The organism is Streptomyces sp. NPDC005752 (assembly GCF_040630715.1).
Classification (GTDB): domain Bacteria; phylum Actinomycetota; class Actinomycetes; order Streptomycetales; family Streptomycetaceae; genus Streptomyces.
Window position 1 is genome coordinate 1 of sequence record NZ_JBEXYB010000012.1, and the last position, 12,927, is coordinate 12,927.

Annotated in this window: 6 protein-coding genes; all 6 read right to left on the reverse strand. The window is 69.3% G+C overall.

Translation table 11 applies throughout. The features are described from left to right. The coding region (locus ABZ441_RS12385) for a type I polyketide synthase (protein ID WP_358971627.1) at nt 1–5,744 on the reverse strand (5,744 nt) is incomplete at its 3' end. Nucleotides 5,745–5,978: 234 nt separating this feature from the next. Further along, nucleotides 5,979–6,869: an ROK family protein gene (locus ABZ441_RS12390; protein ID WP_358971630.1), complete on the reverse strand. Its 891-nt coding sequence runs from the start codon at nt 6,867–6,869 to the stop codon at nt 5,979–5,981. Then, complete coding sequence (locus ABZ441_RS12395) at nt 6,866–7,393, reverse strand: YceI family protein (protein WP_358971633.1); 528 nt, start codon at nt 7,391–7,393, stop codon at nt 6,866–6,868. Before ABZ441_RS12395 ends, ABZ441_RS12390 begins: the two co-directional genes overlap by 4 nt. 53 nt (nt 7,394–7,446) lie before the next feature. Then, nucleotides 7,447–10,302 carry an AAA family ATPase gene (locus ABZ441_RS12400; RefSeq protein WP_358971636.1) on the reverse strand — a complete coding sequence of 952 codons (2,856 nt, stop codon included), beginning with the start codon at nt 10,300–10,302 and terminating at the stop codon, nt 7,447–7,449. A 62-nt stretch (nt 10,303–10,364) separates the two neighbouring features. After that, nucleotides 10,365–11,258, reverse strand: coding sequence for a methyltransferase domain-containing protein (locus ABZ441_RS12405; RefSeq protein ID WP_358971639.1), 894 nt, complete (start codon nt 11,256–11,258; stop codon nt 10,365–10,367). A gap of 35 nt (nt 11,259–11,293) precedes the next feature. After that, entirely contained in the window at nt 11,294–12,916 is a 1,623-nt protein-coding gene (locus ABZ441_RS12410) for a bifunctional 3-(3-hydroxy-phenyl)propionate/3-hydroxycinnamic acid hydroxylase (protein WP_358971642.1), read from the reverse strand. Nucleotides 12,917–12,927 lie beyond the last annotated feature (11 nt).

A 12,927-nucleotide genomic window follows, 5' to 3' on the forward strand; every position in this document is an offset into this window, starting at 1 on the left:
TCACCCGACCGCAACGCCTGAATCGCCCAGTGCAACGCCACCAACGACGACGAACACGCCGTATCCACCGTCACCGCAGGACCCTCCAGGCCCAACGCGTACGACACCCGCCCCGACGCCACACTGCCCGAGTTGCCGATTCCGAGGTATCCCTCGGAATCGTCCGGCGCGGTACGCAGCCGGGCAGCGTAGTCGTGGTACATGAGGCCCGCGAACACACCCGTCCGGCTGCCCCGCAGCGACTCGGGGTCGATACCCGCCCGCTCGACGGCCTCCCACGACGCTTCCAGCAGCAGACGCTGCTGCGGGTCCATCGCCAGCGCCTCACGCGGCGAGATCCCGAAGAACTCGGGATCGAACTCGGCGGCCTCGTAGAGGAATCCGCCCTCCTGCGTGTATGTCGTTCCCGTCCGGTCGGGATCGGCGTCGTAGAGTGCGGCGATGTCCCAGCCTCGATCTGCAGGGAAGCCGTCGATGCCGTCACCGCCGCCTGCCACCAGTCGCCACAGGCCGTCCGGATCGGACACCCCACCCGGATAGCGGCAACTCATGCCGACGATCGCGATCGGATCGTCCACCGCCACGGCGGCGACGGCCGAGTCACGGGAGGACCCGTCCTCGTCCCCGAGCGCCTCGGAGAGCACGAACGCGGACAACTCCGCGGGCGTCGGATAGTCGAAGACCAGGGTGGCGGGGAGCCGTAGCCCCGTCGAGGTCGCCAACCTGTTACGCAGCTCGACTGCGGTGAGGGAGTCGAACCCCAGCTCCTTGAACGCCTGCGTCGCTCCGATTGCATCACTGGACGAGTGCCCGAGAACCGTCGCCACCTGCGCCTTGACCAGCTCTTCCACGAGCCGAACCCGCTCAGCGGGCGACAGTTCGATCACGCGGTCGGCAAGCGCGGCCCCACGGCCGGCTCCAGCTCGTGCAGCTCGCGTCCTGGGTACCTGCGCGAGGTCCCGGAACAGCGGCGGCAAGGCGGCCGTGGAAGCGAGGCGCCTCAGGACGGCGCGGTCCAGCTTGATGGGCAGCAGAGCGCCTGCGCGGGCTCCTGGTGCGCCATCGAACAGAGACAGCGCTTCGGGTGCGCTCAGCGGCAGGACGCCGTCCCGGGCCATGCGCTGGAGGTCGGTGGCGTCGAGGCGCCCGAGCATCCCGCCCTCGGCCCACGGCCCCCAGCCCAGCGACAGACCCGCCAGCCCTTCCGCCCGCCGCACCACAGCCAGAGCGTCGAGGAACGCGTTCGCCGCCGCATAGTTCGCCTGACCCGACGACCCCAAAGTCGCCGCCGCAGACGAGAACAACGTGAACATCGACAGATCCATGCCACACGTCAACTCGTGCAGGTGCCAGGCGGCATCGACCTTCGGCCGCAACACCGCAGCAATCCGCTCCCGCGTCAACGACGACACCACACCGTCATCCAGCACACCCGCCGTATGCACCACACCCATCAGCGGATGTTCGGGAGCGACACCATCCAGCACCATGGCCAGCGCGGCACGATCCGCCACATCACACGCGACGAAACGAGCCCGCGCACCGAGCTCCTCCAGCTCCGCGACAAGACCTGCCGCCCCCGGGGCATCCCCACCCCTGCGGCTCACCAGCAACAGATGCCGAACCCCACGCTCCGCCACCAGATGACGCGCCACCAAACCACCCAGAGCACCACTGGCACCCGTCACCAACACCGTGCCCGACCCGTCCAGCCCGGCAGCCGTACTCGAACCGACCGCCGTACGCACCAGCCTCGGCACGAACACCACACCACCACGCACCGCCACCTGCGGCTCACCCGAAGCCACCGCAGCCGACAGAACCGACTCATCAGCCCCCTCGACATCGACCAGCACGAACCGACCCGGATTCTCCGACTGCGCCGTCCGCACCAGACCCCACACAGCAGCCTGCGCCGGATCCGGCGACTCGCAGAACACCGCACCCGAAGTCACCACCACCAGACGCGCATCGGCGAACCGCTCGTCCGCCAACCACCCCTGCACCAACTCCAACGCCCGGACCGTCACCTCATGCGCACGGGACACCACGCCCGCAGACCCCGAACCGGCCTCCGCGAGCGACACCGCCACCACGCCCGGCACCGCTTCCAGCGCTTCCAGCGCTTCCAGGCCCGTCCCCACCCGGACGACGGACGCCACACCCTCCCCACCATGCGCGTGCTCGACCCAGTCCACCTCGAACAACGCATCACGCGGCACAACCGAAGACTGAACCTGCTCAGCCGAAACAGGCCGCAGCACCAACGAATCCACCGACGCCACCGGCTCACCGGCCACATCCGCCAGCACCAACGACACCCCGGAACCAGCCGGCGCGATCCGCACCCTCAGAACCGAAGCACCCACAGCATGAAGAGAAACCCCGGACCACACGAACGGCAGCTGAGCCGACTCACCTTCACCGCCCACCAGCCCCATGCCATGCAGGGCAGCGTCCAGCAAAGCTGGATGAAGCCCGAAACCCTCGACATCCACACCCTCAGGAAGAGCTACCTCCGCAAAAAGGTCGTCCCCACGCCGCCACGCAGCACGCAACCCACGGAAAACCGGCCCGTACCCAAGCCCCAGCCCCAGCAACTCCCCGTAATAAGCGGTCACATCGAGTCCGACAGCGTCCCGCGGCGGCCACTCCCGCAGCGATTCACCCGTCTCAGAACCCACCGCCGACAGCACACCCGTCGCGTGACGCACCCACTCACCATCAGCATCATCAGCCGACCGCGAATGCACACTCACCACACGACGCCCCTCCACCGAGGGCCCACCCACCGACAACTGCAACGACACCCCACCACGCCCAGGCATCACCAACGGCGCCTGCAGCGTCAACTCCTCCAGGTACCCACAACCCACCCGCTCCCCCGCATACAACACCAACTCCACAAAAGCCGTACCCGGCAACAACACCGAACCCAACACCACATGATCCACAAGCCACCCGTGCGACTGAAGCGACAACCGCCCCGTCAACACCAACCCATCACCCTCAGCAAGCGACACCTCCGCACTCAACAGCGGATGATCAACCGCACGCGCACCCAGACCAACCCCATCAACCACACCCGCCGCAACAGACTCCAACCAGAAGTGCTCACGCTGAAAGGCGTAGGTGGGAAGGTCGATACGCCGGGCACCGGTACCGGCGAAGTGCGCCGCCCAGTCCACGGCCGACCCACGCACGTACAGATCGGCCAGCGCGGTGACCAGCGTCGTCGCCTCGTCACGGTCCCTACGCAGGGCAGGTACGAACGCCGCGTCCCCGACGCAGTCCTGACCCATCGCGGACAACACACCGACCGGACCCAACTCCAGGAACCTGGTCACGCCCTGGCCCTGGAGCGCCCGCATCCCGTCGACGAAGCGCACCGCCTCCCGGACGTGACGCACCCAGTAGTCCGCCGAGCACATCTCGTCACCCGACACGACCAGCCCGGACACATTGGAAACGATGCCGATGCCGGGCGGGTGGAAGGTCAGACCCTCCGCGACGGTGCGGAACTCCTCCAGCATCGCGTCCATACGGGGCGAGTGGAACGCATGACTGACACGCAGACGCTTGGTCTTGCGGCTCTGCTCCGCGAAGTGCGCGGCGATCATGAGGACAGCGTCCTCGTCACCGGAAATCACGGTGGCGGAAGGCCCGTTGAGCGCGGCGATAGATACACCGTCGGTCAGCAGCGGCAGGACTTCGTCCTCCGACGCCTGGAGCGACACCATCGCCCCACCCGCCGGCAGATCCTGCATCAGACGACCCCGGGCCGCGACCAGCTTCGCCGCGTCCTCGAGTGACAGCACCCCCGCCACATGCGCGGCCGACAGCTCACCGATGGAGTGCCCCAGCAAGTAATCCGGCTTCACACCCCACGCCGACACCAGACGGAACAACGCCACTTCAAGCGCGAACAGCCCCGCCTGCGTGAACTGCGTCTGATCCAGCCGCTCACCACCCTCGAACACCACATCCCGCACCGAACGGTCCACGTGCCGGTCCAGTTCCGCACACACGGCATCAAAGGCCTCGGCGAACACCGGGTAGGACGTGTACAGCTCACGGCCCATACCCGACCGCTGCGCACCCTGACCCGAGAACAACACCGCCAGACCACCATCGGTCACGGTCGAACCGCGTACCACCCGGTCGCCGATGACCACGGCACGGTGATTCATCACCGCACGCATCGTGACCAGCGAGAACCCGACATCCACCGGGTTCTGATCCGCGGCGGACGCCGACAACCGCTCCACCTGCGCCGAAAGACCCGCCTCGGACTTCGCCGACACCACCCACGGCACCACCGGCAACGACGAGGCACCTGCCACGTCAGCCGTCTCCGCCTCAGGAGCCTGCTCAAGGATCACGTGCGCGTTCGTGCCACTCACGCCGAACGACGACACGCCCGCCCGCCGCCGCTCCCCCGTCTCGGGCCACGCCACCGACTCCGTCAGCAGCCGGACGTCGCCGGATTCCCAGTCCACCTGCGGCGTCGGCTCGTCCACGTGCAGCGTCTGCGGCAGCACACCGTGCCGCATCGCCATCACCATCTTGATCACCCCGGCAACACCGGCAGCTGCCTGGGTGTGGCCGAGGTTCGACTTGATCGAACCGAGCCACAGGGGCCGGCCCTCCGGACGCTCCTGCCCGTAGGTCTCCAACAGGGCGTGCGCCTCGATCGGGTCGCCCAGTTTCGTCCCCGTGCCGTGCGCCTCCACCGCGTCGACCTGTGAGGCGTTCAGGCCCGCGCTCGTCAGACCCTGCCGGATGACGCGCTGCTGCGCGGGCCCGTTCGGCGCGGTCAGACCGTTCGACGCACCGTCCTGGTTCACCGCAGAGCCCCGCACGACCGCCAGGACCTGGTGCCCGTTGCGTCGCGCGTCCGACAGCCGCTCCACCACCAGGACGCCGACGCCCTCCGACCAGCCGGTACCGTCGGCGGTCGACGAGAACGACTTGCACCGCCCGTCGCCTGCGAGGGCGCGCTGACGGCTGAAGTCCACGAAGGTGCCGGGTGTCGCCATCACCGTCACGCCGCCCGCCAACGCCATCGTGCACTCGCCCTTGCGCAGCGACTGCACCGCCAGGTGCAGCGCGACCAGCGACGAGGAACACGCCGTGTCGACGGTGACGGCGGGGCCTTCGAGGCCGAAGGTGTACGCCACTCGGCCCGAGACGACACTGCCCGAGTTCCCGATGCCCAGGAACGCTTCCACGCCCTCGGGTACCGCCGCGAGACGGGCCGCGTAATCGTGGTACATCAGCCCGGCGAACACGCCCGTGCGGCTGCCGCGCAGCGTGGCCGGGTCGATACCGGCCCGCTCGAACGCCTCCCAGGAGGTTTCGAGGAGCAGCCGTTGCTGGGGGTCCATCGCCAGCGCCTCGCGCGGCGAGATCCCGAAGAATCCGGGATCGAATTCACCCGCGTCGTGAAGGAATCCGCCTTCCTCCGTGGCGGATTTACCGTTCTGACCGGAGTCGGCCTCATAAAGGTTGCCGAGATTCCAGCCGCGGTCGTCCGGGAATGCGGAGATACTGTCGGCGCCCGTGGCGACGAGTTGCCACAGGTCCTCGGGGCTCGCCACTCCACCCGGATACCGACAGCTCATTCCCACAATCGCAATGGGCTGTTGGTCCTGGGCCTCGATGTCTCGGAGGCGCTGTCGCGTACGGCGCAGGTCTGCGGTCGTACGCTTCAGGTACTCACGGAGCTTCTCTTCGTTGTCCACTCAACCCAACCCGTCGCGGCGGCCAGCAGGTGAATTTCGACCCACCGTCAAAGGTCCGTCAACACGGAAATCGGCTCAGCGTCACGCGATTTCCTTACGGTTGTTTCGCGGTGCCGCTCATCCGAAGCACTCCGCAGCACTCGAATTGTTCCCCTTACTCGGGGAATCTACGGGGGCTCCGTAGAACCGGACAACCCCTAGGGGGTTGGCTCAGCCCCCTACCCCGAAGTCCCCCTACCCGGAATGCGCGCCACGGGCGAGAAGAACGGCCCCGCGCAGGGACGACAGGCCGCCGAGCGCGGCGGCGCGTACCTGGGCGACGGGGTGGCCCGGCCTGGCGAGTGCGTGCGCTCGGTCAGCCACGGTGGCGGCGAAGCCGGGCAGTCCGTCGGCGAAGCCGCCGCCGATCACGGCCAGTGAGGGACGGACGAGTTCGTTGAGGTTGACGATCGCCACGGCGAGGGCGTCGCAGCTCTCCCCGATCGCCGTGACGGCCCAGTCCCGTTCGTCTCGCAGTCCTTCGGCGAGCTCGGCGAAGCTGACGGGCTCACCACGCAGGCGGGCGGCCCGGCTCAGGGTGGCCGGCCCGGAGGCGACGGCCTGCACGCAGCCGCGCCGTCCGCAGCCGCACCGTGGCCCTTCGGGGTCGACGATCACGTGGCCGAGCTCGCAGGACCCTCGGGCGGTTCCGGGGCAGAGGCGTCCGTCCAGGACGATCCCGCCGCCGATGCCGGTCCCGACGCCGACGTAGACGACGTCCTGGCAGCCCGCTTCGTCCGCCTCCGCGAGGGCTGCGAGGTCTCCGTCGTCCGCCCAGCGCACGGCACTTCGGGGGAAGAGCGAGTGGAGCGCGGCGCGAAGGTCGAGTCCCGTCCAGCTGGGGCGGCCCGGCCAGGTGGTCACCAGGCCGTCCGGGCCGACGGTCGCCGGCATGGCGACGCCGACGGCCTCGAGGGGCTCCTGAGCGTCGTCGAGCAGCGCGCGGACGTTGTTGGTGAGAGCTGCCAGGTCGTCCGCGGCACTGCTGGTCGGGGGCCAGGGGAACACCGCGCTGCGCACGGTTGTCCCCCCGTCGGTCCGCAGGGCAACCTTGGTGCCCCCGACGTCTATTCCCAGAACGGTCACGCCGGCGAGGCGACGACGGCGAGGGTGAGGATCAGGTAGCGGGCGGTCATGCCCTTGTCGGCGGTGATCCCGAAGGCGTACCGGTCGATCTTCGTGGTGGCGCGGAAGCTGATCCCGTCCGGCCCGCTCAGGGACTGCTCGATGAGGAGTTCCACCGGCCGGGTCGTGGCGCGGACGGTCAGTTCACCGTGCAGGGTGTAAGTGCCCTGGGACTCACGTACCGCGTCGGAGGTGAACGTGATGTGGGGGTGCGTGGCGGTGGCCAGGTACTTGTCGGAGCGTACGACGTCGTCCCGTGTGCCGTTGCCCGAGGTGAAGCTGTTGGCGTCGATGACGGCCGTCGCGCCGGATTCCGCGGTTTCGGCAGCGACCCGGATTTGGCCGCTGAGGACGGAGAAGGACCCGTCGACGCCCGCGAGGCCGAAGACATGTCGGGTACGGAAGGCGATGCTGCTGCGACTGGGGTCGATGGTGTAGGTGCCGGGGGCCGGCACGGTCAGGGCGTTCGCCGCTGTCTGGGACATCTCACTACCTCTGCAGGGGGTTCGAGGGGGCGTGCGGAGAAGGGGAATGGACTTCAGCCGCAGTCGAGTTGGGCTCGTTCAGTCTTGACCACATCACTGCGGAGATCCACAGGCAGGTCCTTTCGGCGTTTCACCTTGAGTTTGCGGTAGACGCGGGTGAGGTGCTGCTCGACCGTGCTCGCGGTGATGTGGAGCTTGCTCGCGATCTCGCGGTTGGTGCAGCCCATGACGGCCAGCGAGGCGACGCGCCGTTCCGAGCCGGTGAGTGAGGGGATCCCGTCGACGCCGGCGGAAGCCGTGTCGGGGCCGTTCAGGTCGCCTGTGGCCGCGAGGAGTTCCTTCGTCAGTGGACCGGCGTCGCACAGGTTCGCCACGTGCCAGGCCCGCCGGGAGACCATGCGGGCCCGCCGGTACTCCTCGAGCTGGTGGTGGCTGCGGCTGAGGTCGACGAGGGCTCTGGCCTGCTCGTAGCGGTCGCCGCAGTCCTCCAGCAGATCGAGCGCCTCGGTGAGCAGTTCGGGACGTCTGGCGGCGGGGCCCGTCGCCGCGAGCAGCCGCAGGGCGGAGCCGCGGGCACGCGGTCTGTCCGTTCCCGCGCCGGCCAACTGGTCGTGGAGGAGCCGCTTGGCCTGGTCCCGGTTGCCGAGGCGGAGCCATGCCTCGGCCGCACCGGTCCGCCAGGGTATGAGTGCTGCGGCGTCGAGGCCCCAGGCGCGCAGGAGTTCACCGCAGGAGATGAAGTCGGCGAGCGCGGCGTGAGGGTGATTGGTGGCGAGGTAGTAGTGGCCGCGGGCGTGGAGGTAGTGCAGCCCGTAGCGGCTCTGGAACATGGCGTCGGTCGCGGAGAAGGTGAGGTGCTTCGCGGCTTCCTCGTAGTCGCCCATCCTTGTCAGGGCGAGGACGAGGCTGCCCAGCGGAAAGCCGATCGCGACGCCCCACGCCTGGGGCGGGAGCTGTGTCAGAGCCTGCCGGGCGTGTTCGGCCCCCGCTGCCAGGTCGCCCTGCCTGACGTCGATCTCGGCACGTGTCGCGTAGGCCATCGCCACCCAGACGGGGGCCTCCCTCGACCCCGCCTCGGCCAGGAGGTTCTCGCACTGTTCGGCTGCGCTGCGCAGGCGTCCCGCGCAGATCAGGACGAGCAGGGCCAGCTGTACGGCTTCCTCGGTCCAGGGCGACGTACGGCCCAGGCCCAGGCCGAGGCCGTCCAGGACCCGTTCGGCTCGGTCCGCGGTCGGCTCACCGGGCCCGTGGGTCAGCAGACCTGCCAGTTCGGCGGCCGAACGCAGCCACGGATCACCGCGGGGGTCGGCGAAGGCGGGGGATCCGTCATCGGCCGGGACGGGCCCGTGGTGTCTGCGGGCGAGCTGGGGATGGGTGGCGGCCAGCCAGAGTTCGGTGTTCCGCTTCGGTGCGGTCTGCGGCGTCCGGTCCGTTTCGGGCCGGGCGCCGCGGATCCGTCGGAGAACGGTCTCGGCCTCGCTCGTGCGTCCGTGCCAGAGCAGGTGCCGGAGCAGCACCAGCAGATCGCAGTGGCCCAACTGGCCGGTGCCCGCCGCCGCTGTCAGCGGGGTGAGATGACGCGCGGCCGCCGCAGGGTTGAGTTCCCATTCGGCCTGGGCCAGCCGTGCCCTGATGCCCGGCCGCTCCCGCTCGTCGCCGCAGGATCTGTGGGCGAGCGCGAGGCACTCCGTCGCGAGCCGGGTCCTGCCCCCGAGCAGTGCCTGATCGGCGGCCTCCAGCAGTACCCGGACCGCCCAGGGGCCCTGGGTGTGCCTGGACTCCACGAGGTGGTGGGCGACGGTCATGGCCGACGCTCCCCGGGCGTGCATGAGCTGGGCGGCCCGGCGGTGCAGAGCCGCCCGGTCCGGGGCCTGCAGGCCGTCGAGGATGGTCGAGCGGGCCACCGGGTGGCGGAACACGCCGTTGTCGGTCAGGCCGGCCGCTTCCATGTCGAGGAGGGCGCGGCCGACCGCCTCAGTGTCGGCTCCGGCCAGTTGGGCCAGCTCCTTGACGGTTCCCTCCTCGTCGAGGACCGCGAGGGCGCGAGCCACGTGCGCGATCGCGGGCTTGTCCCGGTACAGGCAGTTGAGCAGGGCCAGCCCGTAACCCTGGGCACGCGCCTCACCCGCGATGTGATGGTCCTCGATGAGGGCGTGCAGGAGCAGGGGGTTGCCGCCGCTGATCCGGAAGAAGTCGTCCACGTCCCAAGGGGCCGTACCGTCCTCCGCCTGCTGCGGCGGGGCCTTGTCCTCCAGCTCGAAGGAACGGCCGGAGGGCCGGCCCCGGAGCACCTCGGCCACGCCTGCCCGGGTGAGCGGTGCCAGGCGCAGCCGGTGGAACTGCGACTGACGTCGAAGTTCGGCGCGGAACGGGCTGTGCTGTGCACCGAGTTCCGCGTCCTCGGTCAGGACGGCGAGGATCCGCGCCGATCCGATCCTGCGGACGATGTGGAGCAGGCAGTGCAGGGAGGACTCGTCGGCGTGCTGGACGTCGTCGACGGCGATCAGCACGGGGGATTTGGCGGCCAGGTCGAGCAGTACGACGCCGAGGCCCTGGAAGATCCGGACGACCTCCGGTTCGATGGTGTCGTGGTGAGTCCGCGACAGTGCGTCCGAAGCCGCTCCCTCCTTCAGCAGCTGCGCGGCCCGGTCCGCGATGTCCAGGGGCAGAGTGGCGCTGTGCAGCAGCTGGGTCAGGACGCCGAAGGGCAGGGTGCGCTCCGCGCGCGAGCACGTCGCGCGGAGCACGACGACGTCACTCGACGCGCGCTCGGTGAACACCCGCAGCAGTTCGGTCTTGCCCGTGGTGACCGGCCCGTCGAGGACAACGACGTGCCCCCGTCTTCCGCGGCACTCGTCCAGCAGCCCGTCCAGATACCGCACATGCTCGTCACGCTCGACCAGATGCACCCTTCGACCCCTGCCCTTGCACGCTGTTGCTGTCCCAGCACGACCCCTCGTCCGGGTCGTACTCAGATCGTCGGTTTCCGGGCGACCGCGATCACGTAGTCGATGGTGGCCAGCTCTTTCTTCAGCAGTTCCTGGTCACTCCAGTTCTGGCTGATGCCCTTGTACTGGGTGGGCGTGACCAGGTTCTTGTATTCCGGACTCTCGATCTTGTTCACCATGAACGTGCGGTACTGCTCCCAGACCCGGTCCCGGATCGAGTCGACACGGTTCTCCTCGAAGCCCGCCTTGGCCAGCTTCTCGGCGTAGACACCCGAGGTGTACCAGTTCTCCTCGTCGTAACTGAGGAGAATCCAGCTGAGCGCACGGGACTTGAGTTCCTTGCGCACGACCTCGTCGTGTGTCGGAAGGACGTCGGCGACGGCGAGTACGCCGCCGGGGCGCAGGACCCGGAAGGCCTCCTCGAAGAACGCGCTGCGCGGGTAGAAGTGGAATGCGGATTCGAGGGCGACCACCTTGTCGAACGTGTTGTCCGGAAAGGGAATGTCGGTGGCGGATCCCTGCTGGAATTCGAGTCGGTCCTCGAGTCCCTCCGCCTTGGCACGGGCTCGGGCGGCCTCTATCTGGTGCGGGGTGATGTTCAGGCCGTGGATCTTCTTGGGCTGCCTGTTGCGGACCCAGGAGAAGTCCTGGTCGCCGTAGCCGAACCCGAGGTCGAGCACGGTGTCGCCGGCCTCTATGCCGGCGGCGTCACCCAGCCGGGTGGCGAGTTCCTCCGCGGCGTCGTCGAGGCTGACGCATCCGTCGTTCCAGTAGCCGAAGTTGCAGTACGTGGTGGTGCGGTCCACGAACTCGAAACTGGGCGGCATGAACTGGTAGAGGCGCCGGGTCCGCTTGACGGGGTCACCCGTCGAGATCATCTGGATGAGCTTCCCGAACTGCTTGGCCGCTTCCAACATGGGGGTACTGCCTTTCGTGGGGTGGGTGAGGAGGTTCAGGTGGTGGTCCGGCCGAGACGGGCGCGTAGGTCGGCGATGAGCTCGACCAGGTCGTCGGGGCTGTGGGCGGCGCCGAAGAGGTAGAAGTCCGGGCGTACGAGCATGCCGATCGCACCGTCCGGTCCCGGGCCGGGCAGCCCGGCCAGGTAGGGCAGATAGAGGTCCTCGGTGTCGACGACGGCGTGTTCCCCCGCCTTCTCGGGCTCGGTCCCGGCGGGCAGGACCTGTACGAGGTGGCAGTCGAGCGTGTCGAGGAGCGCCAGGTCGGCGGTGCCGAGGAGCAGGCGCGGGTCCTCGGCGCAGAGCAGGACGAAGCCGGTGCCGACGACGTCGTCGAGGAGCCCCCGGGAGCCGCCGCGTGCGACCTCGGCCTGCGGGACGAGCGGGCCGGACGATCGCGGTGCCCCCTCGGCGGCGGGGGCCCCGGTACGCAGGAAACCCCCGCTGAGGGAGTCGGCCAGCGAGGGCCCGTCCGGGGCGGCCTGGTCCCGGCCGCCGCGGGCGCGCATGCGGGCGGCGAGCATGAAGGCGTCGCGCCCCGCCGCGGCGGCGCGGTCGGTCTGGCAGATGACGTTGCCCAGGGCGATCGACGTCTCGATGGCGGGCCGTACGTGTGCGCTGCGTTCGACGGTGTAGGTGTCGAGCAGGTCGTCGTGCGCACGGCCGTCCAGGACGAGGTCCAGCTTCCACGCCAGGTTGGCGGCGTCGCGGAAGCCCGAGCACATGCCCTGCCCGACGAAGGGCGGCATGACGTGTGCGGCGTCGCCCGCGACCAGCAGCCTTCCGGAGCGCCACTGGTCGGCGCAGCTGCCCTGGGTGGTGTAGACGGCGTGCCTCTCCAGGGTGGCGTTGTCCGGGGTGAGGCCGAACAGCCCGAGCAGCTCCCACACGGTCGCGACCTGCCCGAGTTCCTCGACCGTCTCACCGGGCATCCGCATGAACTCCCAGCGCCGGTGTCCGGGGCCTGCGGAGACCGCGGTCCTGGGTCGCGCGGGGTCGCAGATCTGGAGGTTGTTGGGCGTGTACTCGCGTTTGTCGTGGGTGACGACGTCGCAGATGAGCCAGTCGTGCGAGAACCCGTAGTCGGTGACGGTCGTCTCGATGTGCCGGCCGACGAAGCTGTTGGCGCCGTCGCAGCCGATGACCCAGCGGGCCCCGTACGTGTGCCGGTTGCCGTCGACGTCCTCCGCGACGACCTCCACGTGGTCGTCGTAGCTGGTCAGTTCGACCGCGGTCCGGCCGCGGTGCACGGTGACACCGGGCAGTTCGGCTCCGCGTGCGGCCAGGGCGGCCTCCAGCCCGGGCTGGTACATCGACGTGGACTCGGGCCAGCCCGACGGGCTCTTCCCGGGCACCTCCATGTGGATCAGCGTCTGTCCACGGGCGTTCTCCCATACGTACTCGCCGGTGGGTTCCCGGACACCGTCGAGACGGTCGGCGACACCCACGGAGGCGAGGATGCGGGCCGCCTCGCCGTCGTACGCCACGGCGCGGGGCATCGGATAGGGCTGCGGCCACCGCTCGACCACGGTGACCGTGCGGCCGTACTGGGCGAGCAGGATCGCCGCCAGCTGGCCCACCGGCCCGTATCCGACGATCAGCACATCGGAGTTCACCACGTCTGTATCTC